This window comes from Neoalteromonas flava, assembly GCF_002807685.1.
Lineage (GTDB): Bacteria > Pseudomonadota > Gammaproteobacteria > Enterobacterales > Alteromonadaceae > Alteromonas_E > Alteromonas_E flava.
The window spans coordinates 398986-424013 of record NZ_PEAX01000002.1; the positions used below are offsets into that span (position 1 = coordinate 398986).

Here is a 25028-nt window from a genome sequence, read left to right on the forward strand (position 1 = left end):
AATTATGTTTTTAATCAAGTCACGCGGATTTAGCCTGATTGAGTTGATGATTGTGGTTGCTATCATTGGGATTATTGCCGCCATCGCTGTGCCCTCTTACACCAGCCATGTCATAGATGCTCGACGCGATGATGTCCAAAAACAATTACTGCAACTACAAATGCAGCAGGAAGCTTTTCGCCTAGAAAATGTTACTTATGCTGCAGCTGCTAATTTAGCCCTGCCGGCGAGCGACTTTTACACATTCAATGTGGCCAATGTATCGGCAACGACATATACCATAACGGCTACGGCTAAGGGCAAACAAACTCAGGATACGGGCTGTACGACTTTAAGTCTTGACCAATCCATGAATCGAACACCAGTGAACTGCTGGTAAATCAAATCCAGCGGTATTCGATTAACGCTCGATATCCCCAAACGTGTGATAAATGTAGGCGTGCACAAGAATACTCAGTGAACGCCTCCCAGTTGGCTCTTTTTCGAAGATTCAGTAATTAAATGCGATAAAACTGATTGCAAGCCGAACCAAACTTACCTACCTTTATAAATCATATAAAACAGACAAATCAATCTTATGTTGTTATTTCACAATAAAACGCAACGGTTTGCGTTGTTTTGCGGAGTTTTACTCATGTCGATAGCCCCATTTGCCAGTGAGTGGCAAAACCCACAAATCGTCGCGGTAAACAAAGAGCCTGCGCGCGCTAACTTCCATGTTTTCTCTGCTGCTCCCGCGAAATATACCGCTTTTCCTTGGGATGCAGAAAACTATCTTTTATTGGATGGCAACTGGCGATTTAAGCTGTTATCACACCCTAATGCTAGTGACGAGGATTTTATCTCGCCTAATTTCGATACTAGTCAATGGCGTGACATGCCAGTTCCCGGCAATTGGGAAATGCACGGAGTAGGCTACCCTAATTACATTAATATGCGCATGGCACACAGCGAATCCCCAGTCGCTGGCGAACTGCCTAGCGACAATAATCCCACGGGACTTTACCGGAAACAATTTGAACTTCCTGTCAGTTGGCAAGAGCAACAAATCTTCATCCATCTAGGCGCGGTGAAGTCGGCCTTTTATCTGTGGGTGAATGGCGCATATATCGGCTATGCTGAGGACTCAAAAACAGCAGCAGAGTTTAATATTACGCATGCTTTGCAACCCGGTCAGAACACAATCGCGTTGAAAGTGATCAAGTGGTCTGATGGCACCTTTCTAGAGCTACAGGACATGTGGCGGTTAAGCGGTATTGAGCGTGAAGTATACCTCTATGCAACCCCACAAACTCGCATTCAGGATATCAACATTAATGCCGGATTAGTCAACAATTACCAAGACGGCCAACTGACAGTCTCTACTGCAGTGCAAGCTCATGGTCATAACGCCGAAGCTGACGCGGTGCAACACACTCTGACCGACGCTCATGGGGTTACAATATGGGAGCACACGGCAGAGATAAAATGGTCACATAAAAACGGTGTGGCAACTGCCCGAGCCTCGCTTGAAAATGTTGCCCGTTGGAGTGCTGAAACACCTCATTTGTACAACCTCAAGACTGCGTTGCTGAATACAGACCAGCAAGCAATCCAGCACACGTGGCAGCGCATCGGTTTTCGAACCAGCGAACTGCGCAACGGGAACGTCCTCATCAACGGTCAACCCGTCCTGTTTAAGGGCGTAAATCGCCATGAACACGACCCACAGACCGGGCATGTGATTTCGGTAGACAGTATGCGACGCGATATTCAGCTCATGAAGCAGCTCAACATTAACGCTGTGCGAAATTCGCATTACCCCAACCACCCGTATTGGTATGACCTAGCAGACGAACTTGGGCTTTATGTTGTTGACGAAGCGAATATAGAGTCGCACGGCATTGGTGCTGCGAACCAAGGGCACTTTTATCAACCTGACGAGCATATGGTGAATATGCCAGACTGGCGGGATGCCTACATTGACCGCGTGCGGAATATGTATGAGCGCACAAAAAATCACGCGTCGGTCGTGATTTGGTCACTAGGTAACGAATCCGGTGACGGTGCAAACACAGAAGTCCTATACGATTGGTTAAAACAGCGTTCCACTTTGCCAGTGATGGCAGAACAAGCCCAACTCAGGGCTCACACTGATATGTACTCACAAATGTACGCCAGCGTAGAATTAATGGAACATTACGCCCTAATGGGAGAAACCCGCCCTATGATCCTATGTGAGTATGAGCACGCCATGGGCAACTCTGTAGGCAATCTCGATGATTATTGGCAATTGATCCGCAAGTACCCGTTATTGCAAGGTGGGTTTATTTGGGATTGGGTAGACCAAACCATACTCACTCAAGCTCGAGATGGAACACCGTTCTTTGGCTATGGTGGCGATTTTGAGCCCGAAGGCGCGTACCATGATGGCAACTTTTCTGCCAATGGCTTGCTCGCCGCCGATCGCTCGTTCCATCCTCATGCCTACGAAGTAAAACACGTATACCAACCTATTCAAGTAAATGCCATAGATTTGCAAAACGGCCAAATCGATGTGTTTAACGAATACTTTTTCAGTAGTCTTGATAATGTAGTGTCTACTTGGCAATACGAACGTAACGGTGTTCCGATTGCAGCCGGTACACTCGACTTGACGGGTATCCGCCCACAATCCAGTAAGTCTTTTACGCTTTCCTTACCTGCCCTTTTGCCGGGTGGACGGGATTACCTTACATTTGAGTTTGCGCTTAAGGCTGCGACACCAACATTGCCGGCCAATCACAGCCTTGCACGCGCTCAGTTTGCACTGCCTTATTCAGCTGCTGTGACTAAAAATAATCACGCATCATTAGCCCCGTTGACCGTGGCAAACGAAGAGACACTAGTAAGTATCCAAGCTTCAAACGGAGTGGCATATCGCATCAATAAAGTGAGTGGTTGGATTGAACAAGTTAGCGTCGCTGGTCAACCCCTACTGCAAGCGCCGATATTACCTCATTTCTGGCGTGCCCCAACCGATAACGACTTTGGTGAAGACTTACCCGACAAAGCAAAAGTGTGGCAATTCGCAGGTAAAAATGCAGAAATCAGTCAATTTAGCGTCGAAAATTCAATAAATGGCACAGTCATTGTAAATACAGAACATTCCCTGCCTGACGTTGAAAGTCGCTATAAATCAATCTATTCATTTAACCCCGATGGCAGCGTGAATATTGATATTTGGTTTTATGCCGCGCCTCACCGTTTCTTCCCAGAATTACCTCGTATCGGCCATCGCTTTCAGCTTGACCAACATTATGAGCAGGTTCGCTGGTATGGCCGCGGTCCACACGAGAACTATATCGACCGCAATACCTCGGCATTAGTTGGACAGTATGAAAGTAAGGTCGAAAATTTGCGTTATGACTATGTACGACCGCAAGAGAACGGCCATCGTAGCGATGTTTTTTGGGTCAGTTTCATGGACCAAAACAAACAAGGATTACGCATTGAGGGTGAGCCGACTCTAGGCTTTAATGCCGCGCATACTGATCTCTATGATTATGACCAGTTTAATAAACAAGGTTTACACCCCCATGAAATTCCCATTCACGACACTATTTTCGTGAATATTGATTACCGCCAACGCGGCATTGCCGGCACCGACTCATGGGGAACCCCGCCACTCTTCAAGTATCGACTTCCTTGGCGGGATTACCGCTATTCATTCCGAATTACTCCGTTGGTGGGGACTGAATAGTCGTAAACAAAAAAATATAATCAATAAAAAAGGCACCCACGGTGCCTTTTTTATGTCAGCTTAATACAAGCCGAATCGCTGTAAAGTCATATGCAAGCGCGCAGAATCAACAGGTTTAGTAATGAAGTCTAATGCCCCCAACGAGAGCACTCGTTCCTGCATTTGCGGCTGGATGTCACCGGATACCACTATAACAAAGACTTCAAGTGACTTTTGTTTGATTTGCTTAAGAACTTCTACGCCATCCATAAAAGGCATGGTCAAATCTAAGAATAATAAGCTGATGGGGCGTTGTTCTAAAATTTCCAGGGCTTGCTCACCGTTGTCCGCCGTAAACACTTGCTCTGCCAATGGCTCTGGCAAGCAGCGTTTAACCATTTTGCGCGCCAGCGATGAATCATCACAAATGAGTACAGGAAACGCCATAACAGGTCCTCTATTATTATTTTTATGAACAGCGTTAGAATTATTTTTTGTTGACCCAAAATAGACAAAGATCAACAAGTTGGTCTTAAAATACCCGATATGTTGCGAAAAGAAAAGTATTCCGCCAGTGCTTCCCCTAAACTACACTCGCGGGGTAAGTTGAATTGAATGCCGACGTACAAGAGATGGTAATGAATGAGAATAAAATAGGCGCCAAAGTGGCCTACCAGATCCTGAACGGATTTGATAAAAATTATCGTTGGTATACGCGCATCACACGCGGCGCGCAATCACGGTTTGAGCAAGGTCAGTGGGCCGCGACGCAGCAAGCGGTCAAAGAACGTATCAGCATCTACGAACAAAGCTTGTCTGATGTGGTTAGCGAAATCTATCAACAAATTCATGTTCATCATCAAGATCTCGCTTTTTGGCAACAACTTAAGCAACATTTTTTACATTTACTCGACCGTCATCCACAGTATGAGCTTGCGGAAACCTTTTACAACTCAGTCATTGGTCGCGTGTTTCGTCACCGCCAAATCGACGAAAGTATCATGTTCGTTCTGCCTAGCCGCTGCTTTCTACCCGGTCAAGACCGAGCTCGTGTGGTAAATAGTTTTGATACCACGAGCACCGTGCGAGCAATGTTCGAATCAATCTTGCAGACCTATCGCTTTAACATCGATTTTGAAGATAAAGAACGAGATTTGCAGCTGATGGATAGTGCACTACGACTGCGTCTTAATCGGCAGCAATTGGCGAGTGTAACTGCTGTAGAGCTACTTAAACCCGTTTTTTATCGCGGTAAAGCAGCCTATTTGATAGGTCGCATTTGCATGCCTGATGACACTCTTCCTTTTGTTCTAGCGTTACAGACTAATGATTCGCAAAAAATTTTCGTTGATGCGCTACTCACCGAACGCAAAGATTTAAGTGTTATCTTTGGCTTTGCGCGCTCTTACTTTATGGCAGATACACAGTTCCCGGCCGAAGTTGTCGCATTTTTACAAGAGTTACTACCGAATAAAAAGCATTTCGAACTGTATATGGCATTGGGTTTCTATAAACACGGGAAAACCGTGTTTTATCGTAATTTTCTCGAACATTTGCAGCAAAGTAACGACAAGTTTTGTATTGCCCCGGGGATCCGTGGTTTAGTCATGGCAGTTTTCCATTTACCCACTTATGGGGTGGTATTTAAGATAATCAAAGATGAGTTTGCCGAAAGTAAGAAGATCACCCGTGACCATGTAAAAGATTGCTATCGGTTAGTTAAAACCTCCGATCGGGTCGGACGCATGGCCGATACTCACGAATATGTGAATTTTCGTTTTCCCCGCGCACGCATGGAGCCTGAGCTAATCGATGAATTGCTTGAAACGTGCAAATCCAGCATAGAACTAACCGAGAACGAAGTTATCATCAAGCACCTCTATATTGAACGCAAGATGATCCCGCTGAACCTATACCTGCAACAGGAAACCGACCCAGAAAAGATCCGTAATGCCATTGATGAGTTAGGCACGTGTATCAAGCAAATCGCACTGGCGAATATTTTCCCTGGCGACATGCTGCACAAAAATTTTGGTATCACCAAGCATGGTCGAGTGGTGTTTTATGACTATGACGAAATATGTTTCATGCATGAGCGCAACTTCCGTGCACTGCCGAAGTCTGACGATCCTTACGTATTGGATACGCTTTCGGTGGCACCCAATGATGTTTTTCCCGAACAGTTTGAACATTTCATCGTTGGTAAAAAACAATTTAAGGATATTTTAAAGGAATTGCACGGCGATTTGATGACTCCAGAGTATTGGCGTGAAGTACAACGCATTACCGCGACAGGAGCCATTCAAAACTTTTCACCTTATCCTGCCAGCCGACGGTTTACCCGTTAACGGTATTATTCTGCCACTAACCGAAGGCCAACAATAGGCGAACAAGAAGCATGATTGAGCAGGCAAAACCAATCACCCAAAAAATGCTCCGTACCACGTGTAAGTTAAACCAATAACACAGCAGATAGATGATACGACTTGCGACAAAACACATGGCCAAAAGCTTAGCCGTGTCATCAATCGCTCCTAGTGCAATTACAGTCACCACAGCTGGGGTAAAATAAGCAATGGCCTCAAAACTATTTTTATGAGCTGCAAGAGCACGCGCCCCAAACCCCTCCAGTTTTGCCTGCTGCTCACGCGGATGACGGTTATCATACCCGGCTAGCTGATGCATGGCTAAAGCAACGGGAGCTTTTGCCACAATCGGTAAAACTAAGGAAATAAGTAAACAAATCAACATTACCGCCATGAAAATGTTCTCCTGTACATGACAAAATTGTCATGTAAATAAACTAATCTAAACTTCACCAGGTGCACGTATCAACAACAAAACTGTTAGTTCGAACACATATGAACTGTTTAATCATCGAAGACGATAATGCGGTAAGTCAATACATTCAGCAAGGCTTGCAGGCAAAAGGGCACGCGTGCACAGTATGTCGCGACGGTGAGGCCGGATTGCAGGCGTTGGCCAAAGATAAATTTGAAGCGGTGATATTAGACCGCATGTTACCGAAGCTTGATGGACTTGGGGTGCTACATGAGGTTCGCCAAGAACATGAAGATTTACCAGTGTTGATTTTAAGTGCGCAAAGTAAAGTGGATGATCGGGTTTCTGGTTTGCGCGCCGGCGCTGATGATTACCTCACCAAACCTTTTGCATTTGAAGAATTGCTCGCACGCTTGGAAATTTTAGTGCAACGTCATGGTAAAAGTTCGTCTGTTAGCACTCCGGATACGACAATAAAAGTAGGTGATCTGACGCTAAATTTACTGACGCGAGAAGCAACGCGCGAAAATCAAACCTTCGCTTTAAAAGCCCGTGAGTTTCGTTTACTCGAGTTTATGATGCGTAATCCGAACAAAGTCATCACGCGCTCAATGTTACTCGAACATGTTTGGGACTATCACTTCGACCCGCAAACTAACATTATTGATGTGCACATTAGCCGTTTACGCAATAAAATTGATAAAGGTTTCTCGCACTCCATGATCGAAACCGTGCGCGGCGCTGGATATCGATTATACGCCTAAACCCCAGGGTAAACTGGGCGTTTTTACTCTTAGCAATTGCCTTTGCCGCGGTGGCCTAGTTGTCTTGAGCATACTTTTGCAAAAGCGACCATGCGAACTACACTTATCCTATAAAGTATTCGGACGCAGCGCATTGACAGCACAGTCACTACGACAGAAAGACCAGCAGTACCGCCGCAATTTGGTAATTTCAGCGATAGTTGTAGTCCTTATTGGTATGGCTGCCTCTGGTGTTTCTTTTTACTACTATCAACAGACTGAGAAAGCGTGGAATCAGTTTTCTGAGCAGCGTCGAGTAGTGTATGAGCAACATGACAGGCTGGTGCGGTACTGGGGCTACGGCGGGTTTATCCATGACTTTAAAAACCTTGTATTGAGGCGGAACACCGAACGTTATGAACCGTCCATACGCAAGTCACTAGCGGTCTTAAAAAGCACGGTACAAGGATTATATGAATCTTCCCTATATGACGCATCTGAAACCAACGCGCTGGTTAACACCCTCGCTGCCTACGAGGCCAATTTTGAGAAAACGTTGCTCTTAATTAGTCAAGGTCTGTCGGCTGAAGATATCGATCAACAAGTGAAAGTCGACGATACCTTAGCGTTACAGGCATTGGCTGATTTTGAAAGTAATATGCGCCAGCGTATCGAGCAAGAGAGCAAGGCCTTACATCAACACTTTGCATTAGCTCGCTGGATACATATCGTAAGCGTTGCCGTGTTTTTAATCGTTATTTTGGTGTATTTGCGGGCCTTATTCCAAGCCAGCATTAGCGAGCGTTATTTAGCTGAGAAGGCTTTGAGCAGTGCCCAATCCAAGTCTGATTTCCTTGCCAATATGAGTCACGAAATTCGCACTCCGCTTAACGGAGTCATGGGCATGCTGCAACTATTGCAACGCAAGATCCAACGTAAAGAAGATGCCGAAAAAATTGACAAAGCACTTTACTCCACCAAAACGCTGCTAACTATTCTTAACGATATACTGGACTTTTCTAAGATCGATGCTAACCAGCTGAAAATCGAAAGTGTGGCTTTTTCGTTAAGTCTGCTATTGGAGTCTTTAGACTCCGATTTATTGCCAATCGCCAGTGCAAAAAGCAACCAGTTGACCTTTGAAAAACCGGCAGACTTACCCAACTATTGGATTGGAGACCCTGTACGAGTGCGGCAAATTTTGCTTAATCTGTTATCCAACGCATTAAAATTTACCGAAAATGGTGAGGTTAAGCTGCAAATTGCTCATTCAGCGCAAGGCCTACAATTTGAGATTATCGACACTGGAATTGGCATCTCTGCAGAAGCACAAGCTCATTTATTTGAACGCTTTAACCAGGCCGATGCTTCCACAACACGCAAATATGGTGGGACCGGCTTAGGCCTTGCGATTACCCATAGTTTAACCACCTTGATGAAGGGCCGCATTGAAGTTAAAAGTGAAGCTAATAAAGGCACACATTTTACCCTGCAGTTGCCTTTAAAGCAGGCACCGCAAGAACACAGTTTTTCCGACAATGAAGTTCCAAAGGGGCCGCCAGATTTGACCGGCCGCACCATCTTACTCGCTGAAGATAATTTGATTAATCAAGAGATAGTCAAAGCCATGTTGGAAGAAACCAACGCGCAACTGATCGCCTGTGAGAATGGCCGCGAAGCCTTTGAAGCCAATACTAAACGTAAATTTGATTTGATATTAATGGATATCCAAATGCCTGTAATGGATGGTGTGCAAGCATGCATTAAAATTCGAGAACAAGACACACACACGCCAATAATTGCGTTAACTGCAAATGTTATTAAAGAAGATGTTGAACGCTATCAACAAGCGGGGTTTAACGAGCACGTGGCTAAACCCATTGATTTGGAGAACCTTTATAAGACGCTTAGTCGTTTTTTGACCCAACCCGAATAACGCCAATTAATAGCAAGTGATATCGCGGCCTTTGCGCTTGCCCTCGTAAAGATGACCATCCGCAATTTTAATACATTCATCCAAGTTTTGGTCTGGCATTATCTGACTAACACCAACTGTCATCGTTACCTTTACTACCTGCTGCTCAAAGTTAACCTCGAGCTCGTGGATTGCTTGGCGAATTTTATTCGCTGTGGCAACGGCAGCGGTCAAATCTGTATTCACCGCTAATAAGATAAATTCTTCTCCTCCCCAGCGTGCCAGTAAATCATGCTTGCGTGTTAATTGCGTCATCATCTGCGCACATTCCACCAGTACCCGATCACCGCACGCATGGCCCAATGTGTCATTGATTTGCTTAAAATGGTCGATATCAATCATCAAAATAGAAAAGGGACTGCCTAAGCGTTTAAAGCGATCCAGCTCCAACTCAGCATGGATGCGAAAATCCCGTCGATTGCGTAACCCTGTCAATTCATCAATTGACGATAAGCGCAGTAACTTCCGATTGATGTCCTCCAAATCTTGCGTCCGCTTTTCCACCAACCGTTTTAACTTATCGGAGCGTTTTTGTAGGTCCCAGACTCGCCACTTATAGACTCCACTGACGAGCAAGAGCGTCAACATTAGCCACAACACTTTTGACCACGTGTTCCAGTACCAGGGCGGAGTGACCACAATTTCAATACTCGCGCTATTCTGACTCCAAACGCCGTCTTTATTGGTACCCCGCACCTGCAATTGATAACGCCCGGGATCTAGGTTTGTGTAGGTGGCGACACGATGACGTGCGATGGCGGTGTTCCAGTCTTGGTCAAAACCATCCAATTTAAACGCATATTGATTGGTCTCTGGTGAGGCGTAATCTAGAGCACTAAATTCAATGCTAAATACATTGTCACTGTGAGCAAGATTGATGCGTTTGGCAATATGAATAGGTGAATCAAGCACCGCGCCTTCACTGTTACTTACTGTAGCGCTAACGGGCTTGTTTAACACTAATAGGTTGGTTAGCACCACATTGGGTTGCCATTGCGAAACACCGATCTGCTCAGGATAGAAATGGCTAATGCCACGCGGTCCGGCAAAAACCAGCTGGCCATTGCTCGCTTTAACACTGTGATTAATATAGTACCCCACAGTAAACGCGCCATTTTTCTTATTAAAGTAACTGATGTTCCCCGTTTTCGCATTGACGTGAGCAATCCCTTCAGTTGTGCTGGCCCACAAATCCCCCTTTGCATCCAACTGAATACCACCAATAGATAAGGAGGCTAAATGTGAGTCTGGATACAGCGCCTCAAATTCGATGACATCATTGGCTTTTAATCTCATTGCATAAATACCTGAGCCTTGTGTCCCCAGTAAAAACTCAGACGCGTTAACTTGAGAGATCCAGGTTACAACGCGTGGGCTGCGTTGCTCTGCTGGTCTTGAATTATCGTGTAAATTGGTGATTGCCCCGGTTGTTTTGTCAATTTTTAACAGCCCCTCTATGGTACCGGCCAAAACAAAATCAGGATGAGTTACCAGCGAGTGGGCTACCGTAGCGACTTCCCAATGTTCAAGTATCTCGCCAGATTGAACGCTGATCCGATATAACCCACTATTGAATGTACCAATCCAGAGTTCACCATTTGCATAGGCGATATGGAAAACATTGGCATCAGACAAAAAGTTAGCAGGTTGCAGACGTGGCTGAGTCACGTCGAAATGATAAACGCCAGTCGTAGTGCCAACCCAAAACTGGCGATTCTGTTGGTCAAATGTAAGACTACGAATGGTGACTGCACTCATTGACTTATCAGTGACCATTGTGGGAAATTTCAACGGGCCACGAACTTCACCACTAACTTCGCGATACCAAATGCCAGCTGCGGTACCAAACCAAAGTCGCTCAGTATCATCAAAAGCCAGTCCTCGTACCCAAGTGTTTGGTGCTGCGTTTAGTGATTTAATTTGCAAACTATTGGGATCAAAAATGGAGAATCCACCTGTCCAAGTTCCCTGCCAAATAAGCCCTGATTGGCTTTCGAAGGTACGTGTCATATGCGCAGAACTAAGCACACTTGCACCATTATTACTAAAGTAGAAATCAGCCGCCTGACTAAGGTCGTCTTGGCGCATGATCCGTAACCCTGTCATGGCACTTATCCAAATATCACCGTTGCGTAATTGTTTAATTGCATTGACGCCTGAACGCGTTAACTCGGCGGGAAGCCCTTGCAGGGGCTCCAGCGACTCAATGCTAAAATCATTGACACGTAATTGCTGTACACCTTGCTCCAGAGTGGAAAACCAGAAATCGCCCGAGTGTAGACGCTCAATATCTGTCACCTGAGTACCTACCAGGCTATGCTGTGGAGGGATTCGCCCAGTTGTATCAATCAATAACAGTCCTTCGGTTGTGGCAACCAAAGCTATATCTTGGGCGATCGCATCAACGTCAAGTACCCAAGCCGTAGGGCTGATTGGAATGTCAATCGACACAAAGGAATCTGTTACCTCTTGGTAACGAAACAAGCCATGCCGGGTGCCCACCCAAACCTGACCAAACTGATCTGCGGTAACACTCGGTACGATAAACCGTTGTTCGCCGTCACTGCCGGTGAGATTGTAGTGCTTAAATGAGTTGCTGGCGTATTGGTACCGACTAAGTCCGCCAGAGGTCGCTATCCAGATGTCATCTGATGTTGGATCGAGCAATAGTTTGTAAGCAAACTCGCCTATCGGGCCAGAGCCATCGAGTGTGCGATCCTTTTTAAAAATGGCAAAATTATAGCCGTCATAGCGATTAATGCCGTTTTGGGTCGCAAGCCAAATAAATCCCTGCCGGTCTTGAATAATATCAGCCACAGTAACTTGAGAAAGCCCATCTGCGACCCCGACATGACGGAAATAGGTCGGGACCGTCAATGGCTCGATATTAACCGGCTTTGTTTCGCCGAATACCAGCGTGGCGCAGAAAAAAGTCACTGCACACAAATAGCGCCTAAGGCAATAGATTGGATAAATGTTAAGTTCCTGCGCGATTTACTACTACATAATTAAACATAGTCCAGCTTTGGGCATGTGCAAGCTGCTAATTCAAGGCAAAATACTCGACTATTGTCTCTGCATAAAAATGGTAACTTCGGCCATCACCAAGCCAAACTTTTTAATATAGCTGCGGTTCATCATGGTGTTCTCATCAAACGCCCAAAACCAATCATCAAAAGCGACACGATAAGTAGTGCCATCGACAGGAAGGTCCATCTCGTACCTGAAATTAAACGCATTACCGTGGGCAATACCTTGAGCAGGTCCAGCAATATCTCCGGCATTGCCAATGTATTTACCATTAGACGCGCGCTGGATCCGCCAGACTCGGCTTTTAGGGCCATCGCCTACACCGTACTCAAATGCCTCATCGAGAATCAGTACGTCGTCGTCCATCCGCCCATCAATATTTACAATAAAGCGCTGAACCACCTCACCACTGCGATTTTGTACAATACCCCAGGCTTTAACTTTGCCGTTAAAAAAACTGTTGATTTCAAAGGTAGGTTGGACGTTTTTGTAATCTTCGCCATCAATCGAAACACTACAGGCACTTAACCCCAGCATCGTAGTGATAATAAACAAAGAGCGTATAAGTGTTTTCATTTTACCTCCTGCAGAGAGACCAAGCATTCGATCGTTGTTGGTACCGTCTGACTATTTCATTTGTCCGTTGTATGTGAAAAAATTAAGCCGACGCGCGTCTACAAATTGAGTAATTTGCGCCGCATACCAGGCTCTGACGTCTTCTCGCCCAACCAAATAGCAAAAAAACGTCGGGTGAATTCTGCGTCATCTACCGCACCGATCGGGTTTGAATCCAAATAAAACTGCGACACTCCGTTTGAAGCTACACCGGTTATAGACTGCCCCTCCTGCACATCGGGAAATATTGCCTTCATTTTCTCGTCCCACTCCATAAGGCGCTGCTTATCATCAAACCCTTGCTGACGAATTTCGTCTAACGAACGTTCAGCAATGTCTTCGCCTTTAAAATCTCGCAAGTATGTGATTGCCAGTGCAAAGTTTTCATCTGGTGCGTATTGCCCATTTGGCGCATAAAGTCTGGCTCGATAAATATCCCAAAAGAAGTACTCCAGTTTTGCCTCTCCGACCAATTTGTGGTCTGCCAACTCTGGTTCAGAAACAAGTAAATCCGCCATTGTAACTCCATGTAATCCAAGGAGAGCAATCAAGGTAAGCATCAGTTTTTTGCCGCTCATTACAGTCTCCGGCATTGGTGTAATAAAATTTGATACGCGAGTTAAGACAGTCTGATCAATTACCGACGTTAATTTTTTGTCATTGGGTATTTCAGCTCCTACCTCATGCGTGCAAAGCGAGAGCTGGACTGTACATTACAACTGAATTCCCGAATAATCGGAGTATCGACCCCTTTTTTTTGACTGACCCGCTGGCTCTTGAACGCGCTTATTCACTCGCAATTATCAATTACCATACCTAGCCCACTGGAACGGATACGACCGCAATGGCGAAATGCCAAAGACTACACTCTGTGGGTCAAACGAGATGATCTGATCCACCCGATTATTTCGGGCAATAAATGGCGCAAGCTAATGCCGATGCTCGACCAGATAACTACAGCTAAGCAGCATGGGGTTGCCAGTTTTGGCGGTGGATATTCCAATCATATTCATGCCCTAGGCTATATTTGTTACCGTTTAAACATACCGTTTTATGCTGTTATCCGTGGAGACTATGCACACAATCTAACCCCCATGTTGCGTGATATCATTGCCTGGGGAACCAAGATTATTTACGTGACTAAAATCGAATACCAACGCCGTACGGATCCCCAATACCAAGCCCAGTTGCAGCATCGCTTGCGAGTGTCTGTCATCATTCCAGAAGGTGGAAGCGCGCAAGGCCATTTTGTTGGTATGCAACAATTGCACGACGAGATAACGACTAAATTGGATTTACTGGTCTGCCCGTTAGCCAGCGGAGGCACGCTGGCCGGACTCGCTTTGAGTGAGGGTAAAATAAAAGCTTTATTAGGCGTCGCAGTATTAAAAGGGCCTGACTATCTAAGTAAGTTGGTCAAAGGATTGCTAAGCAAAGGGCCCAAAACCCCATATACGCTAACGCATGAACATCATTTTAACGGTTATGCAAAAGCACCTGCAGAACTACAGATGTTTTGCCAGCAAATGGAGCAGCAACTGGCAATCCCATTTGAACCAGTTTACTCAGGCAAGGCATTGCATGCGTTTAAGCATGTTGTTGAAAGTGGTCAATTTCCTGTAGGAAGCCAACTTGCGTTATTACATACAGGGGGGTTGCAAGGTGCGCGCCCATCTCAGTGTTGAACCAATTAATCCTTTTTTCCGTTTAATCAGACATTAGGGTTGCTGGAGAGAGATATGCGTAAACAATTGCCGTGTCTGGGCACTGTTAGCGCTCATGCACTGGTTCGAATCTCACTGGATTTTGCCCGACTTTTATTAGGTTTGGGTAGTTCCTTCTTTCCCTTTGCGACACTGGCAATTGGAAAGCAGATTGATTGTGTGGTGTGTTCTGACAATGAAGCTGCCCAGGGCGCTCTAATCGAGCAACTTGAATGGTTAATATTAGAGCGCAGCCATCAATTAGACAACGCAGAGAGTGTATTGGTCTATCTAGCTGAACAGCGATTGGGGCCCTGCCGGCAGGAGGTGTTGGTGGTCACGTTTACCCGTTCCTTCAACCAAACACAAAAATATATTTATCCGCTCAGGCGTGATGAAAACGGCGTATCATTCGGTACACCACAGGTCATTTAGCGATTAACTTCACTTGCAAGATCGTGATTTACTGCTAGCATTCAGCGCAAAATCAAAGAGAGTCTTTAGGATATTAGTTTATGGCAAAAGTACTTATTATCGGTGCCGGCGGAGTGGCCGCAGTTACAGTTAAGAAATGCGCCCGTTTAAGCGAACATTTTGATGAAATTTATTTAGCGAGTCGCACTGTTTCAAAGTGTGAAGCCTTGCAACAAGAGGTTGGCGCTGATCGAGTTAAGGCAGTGTTTGCTGTTGATGCAGACAACGCGAAAGAAGTAGAAGCATTAATCAATAAGGTTAACCCTGACTTGGTGATCAACCTCGCGTTACCGTATCAAGACTTACCCATAATGGATGCGTGTTTAGCCACCAAAACTGATTACTTAGACACTGCGAATTACGAGCCAAAAGACGAAGCTAAGTTTGAGTATTCTTGGCAGTGGGCCTATCAGGAGCGTTTTAAAGACGCAGGGATCATGGCATTGCTTGGTTCAGGATTTGATCCGGGCGTTACCAACGTCTATACCGCCTATGCAGCGAAGCATTACTTCGATGAAATCCATTATTTAGATATCGTAGACTGCAATGGCGGTGATCACGGTCAGGCTTTTGCGACCAACTTTAATCCTGAAATTAATATTCGTGAGATCACTCAGCGCGGTCGTTATTGGGAAAATGGCGAGTGGAAGGAAACCGATCCTCTCAGTGTGCGCGAAGATTTGGACTATCAGAACATTGGCGTGCGCGCTTCTTATCTAATGTTCCATGAAGAGCTGGAGTCTATCGTTAAACACTTCCCAACGCTCAAGCGTGCACGCTTCTGGATGACATTTGGCGACGCTTACCTTACTCACTTAAGAGTATTGGAAGGGATCGGCATGACCAGTATAGAGCCAATTGAATTCCAAGGTCAGCAAATTGTGCCACTGGAGTTTTTGAAAGCCGTATTGCCTAATCCCGGCTCTCTGGCAGAGGGTTATACCGGTAAAACCTGTATCGGTACCTACATAACGGGCATTAAAGACGGCAAAGAGAAAACCATCTTTATCTATAACAATTGTGACCATGCAGCCTGTTTTGAAGAAGTGGGTGCACAAGCTGTTTCGTATACTACCGGTGTGCCCGCAATGATTGGTGCAGCATTAATGCTGAACGGCACTTGGAAGCAGCCCGGTGTTTGGAATATGGAACAGTTTGATCCTGATCCATTCATGGACATGCTGAATCAGCACGGTCTGCCATGGCATGTACTCGAATGTGACTCCCCATTCGCGCGCTAATAAGGAATGACTATGGACCTGACCACTCGACGTGATATTCCGTCACCATGCTATGTGCTGATTGAAGAAAAACTCGAACGTAATCTGCAACTCATGCAGCGTGTGCAAGCTGAATCCGGAGTCAAGATTATTCTTGCTCTCAAGGGCTTTTCGATGTGGTCAGCCTTCAAACAAATCGGTCAATACTTACATGGCGCTACAGCCAGTTCGGTGTGGGAAGCAAAACTTGCAAAGTATGAAATGGGTGGTGAAGTTCATGCCTATTCTCCAGCCTATAAAGAAGCAGATATGCAAGCGCTTGTGCAACTGGTAGATCACCTCTCATTTAACAGTATCGCTCAGTGGCAACGTCATCAAGCGACTGTCGAAGCTGCGGGATTATCAGTTGGATTGCGAGTCAATCCTGAAAACCAAGAAGCGGATACACCACTTTACGACCCGTGCGCTCCAGGCTCACGTTTGGGGATTCGGGCTGAACAGTTACGCGGAATCGACCTGACCGGCATTGATGGATTTCATGTCCACAATTTATGTGAATGTGATTCCTTTGCCACAGAACGTACGCTTAGAGCGATTGAAGAAAAGTTCGCGCCATGGCTTGGTCAAATGAAATGGTTGAACTTAGGCGGTGGACATCTTATGACGCGGCAAGGCTACAATGTCGAACATTTGATTACGACATTGAAAGACTTTAAAGCGCGCTATCCACACCTAGAGATCATTATGGAACCTGGCTCTGCAGTCGCGTGGGATACCGGCCCTTTGATCGCTGAAGTAGTCGACATTGTCGAAAACCAACAGCAAATTGCAATTTTGGATATCTCTGCAACGGCACATATGCCAGATGTATTGGAGATGCCGTATCGCCCGCGCATCTTGCATGCGGGTCAGCCAGGTGACAAACCACACAGCTACAAACTGGGTGGAAATTCATGCTTAGCCGGTGATGTCATCGACGAATATACTTTTGACCAACCGTTAAAAGTCGGTGACCGCTTGCAGTTTGAAGACATGATGCACTACACCATGGTCAAAACCACATTTTTCAATGGGGTTGAACATCCAGCAATTGCAATCTTGCGCAAAGATAACACCTTAGATGTTATCCGCACGTTTAACTACGAAGATTTTAAAGGGCGTTTATCCTAACGCCCGTTAAAAGTAATACTGCACTCCAAGCTGCCCATTGCGCGGCTCACCAGGGAAGTATCGGGGACCACTAAACGTGGTAAAGTCAGCGCGCTCAGCGTAGGCTCTGTCAAATAAGTTATTGATTTGCAAGGTCGCCGTTAATTGGGGTGTGATCTGCCATACACCGCGTAAATGAAACAGATGATGACCGTTATAACGGTCGCTATTTTCTGGGGCGATAAAATAATCATCACTAAATTCCCAGTCTAACTCCGCCCGCAGCGAAGAACTCGGTTGCCATTCTAATTGTGCGCCACCCAGCCAACGCGGGGCAGTATCCATATCATTCCCTACAACTTCACCACCCAAATCACTGGCATAAGTATGCTTGTTGTAACTCAAAGCTGTGGCGAACGCCCACGCATCTGAGAGCGGAAGGCGCAGCGATACTTCGATACCACGATGCTGAGTTTTTGCGTCACTGCGATTAAAGAAGTCACTGTCACGAATAATCACATTGTCCTTGTTCATCGCATACACCGCCGTTTGTAGTTGCCAATCGTTGGCAAAAAATTGGTAGCCTACTTCTGCGTTTAACGCCGATACACTATCCAGCTCTGCGCTGCTTTGCCCTCTCTGCAGGCGATAGAGCTCGGTTGCTTGCGGTGCTCGATACCCCTGACCCAATGTAGCGTACCAGGCGGCATTAGAATCGACTTGATAGTATAATGAAACGCGCGGAGTGAGATTGAAAAAACTATCTTTTCGATCCTCAGGCCGAGAGTAGCGACATCCACCAAACCCACATGCCTGGCCGTTTTCGTCTACCCGTCCGCTAACCATCCTATTGTCGTAGTCATAACGCATTGATTCAGCCCGCAAGCCCACGGTAATGCGCCAGTCTAGCGATACTTGCCAATTTACTTGCGCAAATCCAGCAATCTGCGTAGCGTCGACTTGATAGTCATATTGTTTACCCGCCGGAATCGTGGCTTGTAAAAAGGCTGAACCTGGAGTGGCTTCGGCTTGAGTTTGGGCTAAGTCTGCGTGTGTGACTTCCGCATCAGCCCCAAATTGCAACTCAACATCAGAGCGCAGTTGCCAGAGTATGGTCGATAGCACTCCCACACTTTGCTGACTATTTTCTTCCAAAGGCTGGCCGGGTAGGAAGTGCATTAAGAATTCCATATCCTGCCAGCGAAAATAAGGTGTAACTTGCCAACGATTATCACCTGCACTGGTATTTGAAATTTTAGCCCACCCGCGCACGGCTGTAGCCTTTCGGTACGCTTCTGGGTTGGCATTTGAACGCGCTATGGCAAGATTTTTATAACTGTCTAAACCTACGATATATCCAGCCGTTTCTTGGTCTAGATTGTTTGCACTTACGCCTATTTCTAATTGTGTTTTCGCCACCTCATGACGATAACGAAGATGCAGTTTTTGCTGTGACAAACCTTCGTTGTCTCGGTACCCATTGTCATCCGTAACAGATAAATGCGCACCTAAACCGTGCAGCTCGCTGTCGTTACCCACCGTAAGCAGGCCGCGCTGATAGCCGTAGGAGCCCCACTCAGCACTAACTCTATTTGGTGCGGATATCGGATCCTGGGTCAGTACATTAATAACACCATGGATCGCATTCGAACCATAAACTACCGTACCCGGTCCTTTAAGCACCTCAATACCTTGCGCATACTCTGTGCCGGCTTCAAATAACTCATTGATGTTACAAAATCCCGCTGCCCGCAGCGCAATACCATCTTCAGCTGTAAGAAGCTCACCGCAGGCTCCAGCTCCAGTGAATACCGGAGATCTCACTGCAGGCAGGTATTCCTGACCATTACCGCGCTGCAAATTTACGCCAGCAATCCGATTGATCACTTGTTCAATATGCTGTGGGTTAACTATGCTAAGTGCTTGCTCATCCAACCAACCCAGAGCCCCACCCTGCTCTTGTGCAATGCTAGCGAGACGCGACGATGTTGTGGTGATACGTTCAATATCGCTGCTATCAGGCTGGGCAAAAGACTCTTGACAGACAAATACAATTAGGGAGCTGAAAATGGCCAAATATTGTTTCATTTCTCTCTTAAGTTCATGTTGTTGGGGTTGTTAGAAAAATTATGATAACAACTCTATAAATGAAGACACCCAAACTTATCGCAGGTTACTCACAGTTAGTCGAGTCTGAAATACTAGGCTTAACGAGCGCTGATTATCCATTAACAAAGTCCATGTCTTATACTGACTTGCCAAATGAGAGTGCCGCTAAACACTTTTTGATTGAGTTATTAAACGCCGGGTTATCGCTAAACGATCATTTGTTCTCCATTAACCAGGCGTACAACGCATTTTTCTTCAGGTTGAAATGGGCTGCAACAATCGCCGCAGCTTTCTTCGGGGGTAGTTCATTGCTCAATGCTTGCAGTAAGTTGATTGCCTCCGCAGGCATAGCTTCGCCGCCACTTTGAGATGGAGAAATCATAAGTACAAACTCACCTTTTTGATGTTTCTCATCAGCCAATAACCAAGCTTTGACCTGGTCCGGTGAGCCACTGATGTATCTTTCAAACGTTTTACTTAACTCTTTTGCCAGTACAATTGTTTGACTTGGATGCAAGTACTCACAACAGGCTTCAATCGTCGCGAGAATTCGCCGTGGCGCTTCGTAGCAAACCGTAGTCATGGGTGCAGCTGCTATCGCCGATAAACTGTTGACTAAGGCTTGCTGCTTAACCGGTAAAAAGCCGATAAAGTGAAATTGGTCGGTCGGCAATCCTGAAGCACTCAATGCTGTAATTGCCGCGCATGGACCCGGCAAAGCCACCACTGGAACATCGTTAGCTCGGCAATGGTGCACCATGACGTAACCCGGATCACTGATCAAGGGCGTGCCAGCATCAGAAATTAACGCCACACTTTGCCCTTCTTGCAAACGTGCGCACAACATCTCCGCACGCTGCTGCTCATTGTGCTGATGCATAGAGATCAGTTTAGCGTGGATGGAAAAATGCTCAAACAAACGCTTACTGTGTCGAGTATCTTCTGCTGCAACTACATCGACGCTCGACAGAATTGCCAGCGCACGTAATGTCATATCGGATAAGTTACCAATCGGCGTAGGCACAATGTATAGCGTGCCGGGTTCAGCGCTTTGGGTATTAAGCGCAGCATGATTTTCAATTAATTCGTTCAGCGGTTGCATATAGATTTAGAGAGTTCTCATCGAGTAAGACGAAAAGTGTATCACGGGATCCGGCTTAGCCTCTATTGTACATCATGTACCTTCCTGTACTTTAGCCCGAATTCGCGCTGCGGTAGTGGTACATTGCAAATGCCTAGTGTTAAACTCTTTAGTCTTAATTAATTGAACGGTATGCGTGCATTGAATTTATCTGCTAAAGCGCACTTTGCAATACTACATACAGTGCTACTTGGATTGCTGGTTTTATTATCTGGCTGTGGTTCAACCCCAAACACAGCGAGCCGTTTGCCTGTGCCAGAGATCAATCAGCCGGTCGATGTTGAGCAAAATGAAATGCTCACTGCTGAGGCACTGATTGACCTGGCTAGAGAAACTGCGGCGATTGAGGCAGAAGGAGGTCCACTGAATGCAACAGCGACCGACTACTTATTACAGGCAGCAGACTTGTATAAAACGCAACAGCAATGTGACCGAGCATTGACCCTGTTACATGCTTTAAAACCCTCGATTACTGACGTGTATCGCGCTAAATTCAATCTAATCTTAGCGACCTGCGCAGGTCGTAATGATTTAACTCTGGAAGCACGTTTAAACCTTCTTCAAACCTACTCAAATGACGCAGCATTGAGCGCGCAACAACAGCAATTGTTGGCTCAAACCTATGCACAAGAAGGTCTGTGGGTCGATGCTGCCGCAGCGCTAGCTCGCCAATCAATAGTTTCTGAAGAGGACAACCAACTAATTTGGCAGTGGCTGAATAAAGTACCCGCAGAACAACAGTATCAATGGTTGAACCAACGTAACGGTAATGTGCTGCACCCATGGTTAACTGTAGCCGCGATGCTGCGTGAGTACGGTGCTGACCCAGAGCGTCTCTTTCAAACCTTTCAGCAGTTTGTGATCAATAATTCTGAACATCCAATAGCCCTATATCCACCCGCCGAACTAGTAAATGGTATACAAGTGCAGAAGGCTAATATTAAGCGCGTAGCAGTGCTGTTGCCGTTTGGTGGGCGTTTAGCTAACCAAGCACTGGCAATTAAACAGGGGATCGTTGCTGCGTATGTTCAACATCAGCAAACGTTAACTCCGGATAATGAGCCGATAGATCTCCGATTTGTTGATTCCGAAACGTTAACCGCAGAGGTGGTAGCTGAGCAGCTGAGCGATATAGACATTGTTTTAGGTCCATTGTTGCGTGAAGAGATTGTACGTATTGAGCCACTATTGCCCGCATCTACAACCTTGTTGGCGCTCAATCGGGTTACTGAAAGCCTTGAGATATCTTCTGCTGAAGCCCCATTATTAGCTGAACCGTTGCCCAGTGACATCGCCACCACCAGCGAACAAGCTGCTGAGCAGGTGTTACAAGAGCACTATTTCTTCGCCCTAGCACCCGAAGATGAAGCGCAGCAGTTAGCACTACATATATTCAATCAAGGATATCGCGCGCCAGTTATGGTGCACTCACAAGACAGTGTTAATCAACGCATGGCGGCTGCGTTTTTAAGTCAATGGCGAAAACTCAATCAACTGACAGACAATCAGGGCATTACAGTGGTCAGTTATGACAGCATTAACAGTATGCGTGATGGTATCGCCAGCGCATTAGATGTTGCTCAGAGTAAAAGCCGGATCAATCAGCTGGAAAGTATTTTAATCCCTGAGCTGTATAATGTGCCTCGCAACCGACGTGATATCGATGCCATTATTGCCTTTTCGAGCCCCGACCAAACAGAGTTACTCAATCCGGTTATTGAAGCCAGTCTCAGTCCTTTTACTGACAAAGATGTGCCCGTTTATGTAACGTCACGCAGTATTCGTTTTGATAGCAGTAAAAATTTACTTCGAGATTTACAAAACATTCACTTTATTGATATGCCTTGGATGATGCCGAATTCAGAATGGCAAGAATTAGCAAGTGAATACACTATGCTTTACCCAAATCAGCGTGAATCATTAAAACGCCTGTTTGCGCTTGGCTACGATGCATTCCAAAAGATGCACGTAATGCGGCATATGGCTGTGGTCCCACAATTGAGTGATTATGGCCTTACCGGCCGCTTACACCTTAATAGTGAGAATGAAGTTGTAAGAGAGTTACCACTTGCCATCATTGATAACGAACAGGTTCGAGTGATTGCCAGCCCAAGGTAACCAAAATAAAGCGATTGGAGATAACGCTGAAAGTCGTGCGCTCGCGTATTTACTGAAACAAGGGCTTGCTTTTGTAACCCGCAACTATCGTTGTAAATGTGGCGAGATTGACTTAATTTTTCGGGAACAAGCGACTTGGGTGTTTGTCGAAGTTAAGTTTCGCAGTGCACATAAATACGGGTATCCGGTAGAGCAACTTTCTGCAATGAAGCTACGTCGAGTGGTTAATGCAGTTCGGGTGTTTTTAATGGATAATCACTTGAATGAATATGATACTGCAATTCGGATTGATTTAATCGCGCTAGATGAAAGCTCAATCCAATGGATTAAAAATGTAACGGGATAACAATGATAGAAAAAATCAAAGCGAATTTTACTGAAAGTGTGCAAACCAAACTGTCTGCGCTCGAAGTACTCCCAGAGTCTATCGAGAAAGCAGCCATGATGATGACCCAGTGTTTAATCAATGGAAATAAGATTTTAAGCTGCGGGAATGGGGGTTCTGCCGGTGATGCACAACACTTTTCTTCAGAGTTACTTAATCGTTACGAGCGAGAGCGGCCCAGCTTGCCCGCGATTGCATTATCAACGGATACATCCACATTAACGTCTATCGCCAACGATTACAGTTATGATGAGGTCTTCGCTAAGCAAGTTCGTGCACTTGGCCAACCTGGTGATATTTTGCTTGCCATTTCGACCAGCGGAAATTCACGCAATGTTATCAATGCCATGCAAGCCGCTTTATCACGTGATATGACGATCGTAGCGCTAACCGGCAAGGACGGCGGAGAGATGGCTGGCTTCTTTGGCCCTAATGATGTCGAAATTCGTGTTCCTTCCTCGCGCACCGCGCGTATCCAAGAGGTACACTTACTGGTCATTCACAATCTGTGTGAATGCATTGATGATACTTTGTTCCCTATTGCGGCGGATAGTTAAGCATGCGTGACATCAAAAAGTACTCGTTCTTGAGTGTAGTCTTAGCACTAACACTATTGACCCAAAGTGGTTGTACGATTTTAGCGGTAGGCGCCGCAGGAACAGTTGCTGCGGTGAGCGCTAATGACCGCCGCACTGTTGGTACGCAACTCGACGACACAACCATTCAAGGTCGCGTTGCGTTTCAGCTCGCTCAAGTCGAAGCACTGCGCGAACAAGCCAACATTCAAGTGAATGTATACAATTCAGTTGTACTACTTACTGGCCAGGCTCCTACTGAAGCGCTGCGCCAAATGGCGATCGATGCGACTCAGAAAGTCGAAAATATCAGTAAGATCCACAATCAAATTCGAGTTGGGCAACCGATTGGCGCAACCACTCAAGCGAATGATATTTGGTTAGCCAATAAGATCAGAGCCAAATTCATCACCGATGAGCGAGTACCAACACTCAACGTTTCGGTAATTGCTGAGAATGGTGAGATCTTTTTAATGGGGCGCTTATCGACTTTGGAAGCTAATGCTGCTGTCGACATTGCTCGCAACGTGGATGGGGTAAATAAGGTTATCCGCGCTTTTGATTTAAAGTCCTAAAGAATAGATTTCGGTCCAAATAAGCGCTCTGCATTGATTAATTCAATTAAGCAGAGCGCGAACCAGCGGACTGCGCTTTTCGCGCTGTACAAGTTAACGTTTGTAAAGCGCTTCCAAAGTCACTGACGCCAAAGCATGGGCATTTACCATAAAGCCTGCAACCGCAGAAGATGCCCCTTCAGGGATCTCAAGAACATCACTCAATGCAAACACGGTAAACTGATAGCGATGGGCAATGTGCCCCTCAGGCGGACAAGCACCGCCAAAACCTACCGTGCCATAATCATTGATCTTTTGAAAACTTCCAGCTGGAAGATTAGCTGAATCGCTACTGCCTGCGCCCGTAGCAAGTTCAGTTACATCAGCGGGAATATTAATCAGTTGCCAATGCCAAAATCCACTACCGGTTGGCGCATCTGGGTCGTAGCAAAACACTGCGTAGGCTTTAGTGCCTTCTGGCGCACCTTCCCAGGCTAGATGAGGAGAAGTATTCTCACCATCGCCACCAAACACATCGGCTTCATGCTTTTTACTCATAAATTCGCCGTGTGCAATATCATTGCTACGTATGGACATCGTGCCAGGCATAATGGATTTCAATAATGTTGTCATAATAGATTCTCCTTATTATCACTGCTTATACCTATTGATAGGGAAAAAGCGGCCAATATTCATGCCTTCAGACAGGCTAACAACTTTGCGTTAACTGAAATAAACAACAACACTAGCACAAAG

Annotated in this window: 21 protein-coding genes; 13 read left to right on the forward strand and 8 right to left on the reverse strand. The window is 45.9% G+C overall.

Annotated elements, in window-relative coordinates:
- Positions 1-4: 4 nt before the first annotated feature.
- Complete coding sequence (locus CSH92_RS05665; protein ID WP_100656639.1) at positions 5-379, forward strand: type IV pilin protein; 375 nt, start codon at positions 5-7, stop codon at positions 377-379.
- Between the two features lie 255 nt (positions 380-634).
- The gene (locus CSH92_RS05670; RefSeq protein WP_100656640.1) at positions 635-3721 is read left to right on the forward strand and encodes a glycoside hydrolase family 2 TIM barrel-domain containing protein; all 3087 of its coding nucleotides are present in this window, start codon (positions 635-637) and stop codon (positions 3719-3721) included.
- Positions 3722-3781: 60 nt separating this feature from the next.
- On the opposite strand, the gene CSH92_RS05675 is transcribed toward CSH92_RS05670, so the two are convergent.
- Complete coding sequence (locus tag CSH92_RS05675; protein WP_100656641.1) at positions 3782-4147, reverse strand: response regulator; 366 nt, start codon at positions 4145-4147, stop codon at positions 3782-3784.
- Positions 4148-4332: 185 nt separating this feature from the next.
- On the opposite strand from CSH92_RS05675, the gene aceK reads away from it, so the two are divergent.
- A complete protein-coding gene (aceK, locus tag CSH92_RS05680; RefSeq protein WP_100656737.1) occupies positions 4333-6048 on the forward strand; it encodes a bifunctional isocitrate dehydrogenase kinase/phosphatase in 1716 nt (571 codons plus the stop codon).
- Positions 6049-6064: 16 nt separating this feature from the next.
- On the opposite strand, the gene CSH92_RS05685 is transcribed toward aceK, so the two are convergent.
- Positions 6065-6460: an MAPEG family protein gene (locus CSH92_RS05685; RefSeq protein ID WP_100656642.1), complete on the reverse strand. Its 396-nt coding sequence runs from the start codon at positions 6458-6460 to the stop codon at positions 6065-6067.
- 101 nt (positions 6461-6561) lie between these two features.
- On the opposite strand from CSH92_RS05685, the gene CSH92_RS05690 reads away from it, so the two are divergent.
- A complete protein-coding gene (locus CSH92_RS05690) occupies positions 6562-7245 on the forward strand; it encodes a response regulator transcription factor (protein ID WP_100656643.1) in 684 nt (227 codons plus the stop codon).
- Positions 7246-7321: 76 nt separating this feature from the next.
- Positions 7322-9160 carry an ATP-binding protein gene (locus CSH92_RS05695; RefSeq protein ID WP_164084662.1) on the forward strand — a complete coding sequence of 613 codons (1839 nt, stop codon included), beginning with the start codon at positions 7322-7324 and terminating at the stop codon, positions 9158-9160.
- Positions 9161-9166: 6 nt separating this feature from the next.
- On the opposite strand, the gene CSH92_RS05700 is transcribed toward CSH92_RS05695, so the two are convergent.
- The 3 genes from CSH92_RS05700 to CSH92_RS05710 form a co-directional block, all read right to left on the reverse strand.
- Positions 9167-12136, reverse strand: a complete 2970-nt coding sequence (locus CSH92_RS05700) for a ligand-binding sensor domain-containing diguanylate cyclase (RefSeq protein WP_124916926.1) — start codon at positions 12134-12136, stop codon at positions 9167-9169.
- 129 nt (positions 12137-12265) lie between these two features.
- Positions 12266-12805 carry a DUF3833 domain-containing protein gene (locus CSH92_RS05705; RefSeq protein WP_100656646.1) on the reverse strand — a complete coding sequence of 180 codons (540 nt, stop codon included), beginning with the start codon at positions 12803-12805 and terminating at the stop codon, positions 12266-12268.
- Positions 12806-12903: 98 nt separating this feature from the next.
- Positions 12904-13422: a chalcone isomerase family protein gene (locus tag CSH92_RS05710; RefSeq protein ID WP_100656647.1), complete on the reverse strand. Its 519-nt coding sequence runs from the start codon at positions 13420-13422 to the stop codon at positions 12904-12906.
- Between the two features lie 198 nt (positions 13423-13620).
- Between CSH92_RS05710 and CSH92_RS05715 the strand changes: the two genes are divergently transcribed.
- The 4 genes from CSH92_RS05715 (at position 13621) to nspC (ending at position 17411) form a co-directional block, all read left to right on the forward strand.
- Positions 13621-14529, forward strand: coding sequence for a 1-aminocyclopropane-1-carboxylate deaminase/D-cysteine desulfhydrase (locus CSH92_RS05715; protein ID WP_164084663.1), 909 nt, complete (start codon positions 13621-13623; stop codon positions 14527-14529).
- 54 nt (positions 14530-14583) lie between these two features.
- Positions 14584-14982 (forward strand): hypothetical protein, encoded by a 399-nt coding sequence (locus tag CSH92_RS05720; RefSeq protein ID WP_100656649.1) that lies wholly within the window; start codon positions 14584-14586, stop codon positions 14980-14982.
- Between the two features lie 80 nt (positions 14983-15062).
- On the forward strand, positions 15063-16262 hold the full coding sequence (locus tag CSH92_RS05725) for a saccharopine dehydrogenase family protein (RefSeq protein WP_100656650.1): 1200 nt from the start codon (positions 15063-15065) through the stop codon (positions 16260-16262).
- Positions 16263-16274: 12 nt separating this feature from the next.
- Positions 16275-17411: a carboxynorspermidine decarboxylase gene (gene nspC, locus CSH92_RS05730; RefSeq protein ID WP_420807492.1), complete on the forward strand. Its 1137-nt coding sequence runs from the start codon at positions 16275-16277 to the stop codon at positions 17409-17411.
- A gap of 6 nt (positions 17412-17417) precedes the next feature.
- Here nspC and CSH92_RS05735 read toward each other — a convergent pair whose 3' ends face one another.
- On the reverse strand, positions 17418-19478 hold the full coding sequence (locus CSH92_RS05735; protein ID WP_100656652.1) for a TonB-dependent receptor: 2061 nt from the start codon (positions 19476-19478) through the stop codon (positions 17418-17420).
- Between the two features lie 235 nt (positions 19479-19713).
- A complete protein-coding gene (gene rsmI, locus CSH92_RS05740) occupies positions 19714-20601 on the reverse strand; it encodes a 16S rRNA (cytidine(1402)-2'-O)-methyltransferase (protein WP_100656653.1) in 888 nt (295 codons plus the stop codon).
- Positions 20602-20772: 171 nt separating this feature from the next.
- On the opposite strand from rsmI, the gene CSH92_RS05745 reads away from it, so the two are divergent.
- Genes CSH92_RS05745 through CSH92_RS05760 form a run of 4 tightly spaced genes read left to right on the forward strand, consistent with a single transcriptional unit; the run spans position 20773 to position 24293 of the window.
- Entirely contained in the window at positions 20773-22758 is a 1986-nt protein-coding gene (locus tag CSH92_RS05745; RefSeq protein WP_124916927.1) for a penicillin-binding protein activator, read from the forward strand.
- Positions 22742-23104, forward strand: coding sequence for a YraN family protein (locus CSH92_RS05750; RefSeq protein ID WP_100656655.1), 363 nt, complete (start codon positions 22742-22744; stop codon positions 23102-23104). Before CSH92_RS05745 ends, CSH92_RS05750 begins: the two co-directional genes overlap by 17 nt.
- A gap of 2 nt (positions 23105-23106) precedes the next feature.
- Positions 23107-23700, forward strand: a complete 594-nt coding sequence (locus CSH92_RS05755) for a phosphoheptose isomerase (RefSeq protein WP_100656656.1) — start codon at positions 23107-23109, stop codon at positions 23698-23700.
- Positions 23701-23702: 2 nt separating this feature from the next.
- Complete coding sequence (locus CSH92_RS05760; RefSeq protein WP_100656657.1) at positions 23703-24293, forward strand: BON domain-containing protein; 591 nt, start codon at positions 23703-23705, stop codon at positions 24291-24293.
- A gap of 93 nt (positions 24294-24386) precedes the next feature.
- Here the strand turns inward: CSH92_RS05760 and CSH92_RS05765 are convergent, their stop codons facing one another.
- The gene (locus CSH92_RS05765; RefSeq protein WP_205662127.1) at positions 24387-24905 is read right to left on the reverse strand and encodes a YbhB/YbcL family Raf kinase inhibitor-like protein; all 519 of its coding nucleotides are present in this window, start codon (positions 24903-24905) and stop codon (positions 24387-24389) included.
- Positions 24906-25028 lie beyond the last annotated feature (123 nt).

Excerpts from the sequence above, each read along its gene's own strand:
- CSH92_RS05745 (WP_124916927.1), top strand. The coding sequence starts at position 20,773 with ATGCGTGCATTGAATTTATCTGCTAAAGCGCACTTTGCAATACTACAT.
- CSH92_RS05705 (WP_100656646.1), bottom strand. The coding sequence starts at position 12,805 with ATGAAAACACTTATACGCTCTTTGTTTATTATCACTACGATGCTGGGG.
- CSH92_RS05665 (WP_100656639.1), top strand. The coding sequence starts at position 5 with ATGTTTTTAATCAAGTCACGCGGATTTAGCCTGATTGAGTTGATGATT.
- CSH92_RS05725 (WP_100656650.1), top strand. The coding sequence starts at position 15,063 with ATGGCAAAAGTACTTATTATCGGTGCCGGCGGAGTGGCCGCAGTTACA.
- aceK (WP_100656737.1), top strand. The coding sequence starts at position 4,333 with ATGGTAATGAATGAGAATAAAATAGGCGCCAAAGTGGCCTACCAGATC.
- CSH92_RS05690 (WP_100656643.1), top strand. The coding sequence starts at position 6,562 with ATGAACTGTTTAATCATCGAAGACGATAATGCGGTAAGTCAATACATT.
- CSH92_RS05675 (WP_100656641.1), bottom strand. The coding sequence starts at position 4,147 with ATGGCGTTTCCTGTACTCATTTGTGATGATTCATCGCTGGCGCGCAAA.
- CSH92_RS05720 (WP_100656649.1), top strand. The coding sequence starts at position 14,584 with ATGCGTAAACAATTGCCGTGTCTGGGCACTGTTAGCGCTCATGCACTG.
- CSH92_RS05710 (WP_100656647.1), bottom strand. The coding sequence starts at position 13,422 with ATGAGCGGCAAAAAACTGATGCTTACCTTGATTGCTCTCCTTGGATTA.
- rsmI (WP_100656653.1), bottom strand. The coding sequence starts at position 20,601 with ATGCAACCGCTGAACGAATTAATTGAAAATCATGCTGCGCTTAATACC.
- nspC (WP_420807492.1), top strand. The coding sequence starts at position 16,275 with ATGGACCTGACCACTCGACGTGATATTCCGTCACCATGCTATGTGCTG.
- CSH92_RS05735 (WP_100656652.1), bottom strand. The coding sequence starts at position 19,478 with ATGAAACAATATTTGGCCATTTTCAGCTCCCTAATTGTATTTGTCTGT.
- CSH92_RS05755 (WP_100656656.1), top strand. The coding sequence starts at position 23,107 with ATGATAGAAAAAATCAAAGCGAATTTTACTGAAAGTGTGCAAACCAAA.
- CSH92_RS05765 (WP_205662127.1), bottom strand. The coding sequence starts at position 24,905 with ATGACAACATTATTGAAATCCATTATGCCTGGCACGATGTCCATACGT.
- CSH92_RS05670 (WP_100656640.1), top strand. The coding sequence starts at position 635 with ATGTCGATAGCCCCATTTGCCAGTGAGTGGCAAAACCCACAAATCGTC.
- CSH92_RS05685 (WP_100656642.1), bottom strand. The coding sequence starts at position 6,460 with ATGGCGGTAATGTTGATTTGTTTACTTATTTCCTTAGTTTTACCGATT.
- CSH92_RS05760 (WP_100656657.1), top strand. The coding sequence starts at position 23,703 with ATGCGTGACATCAAAAAGTACTCGTTCTTGAGTGTAGTCTTAGCACTA.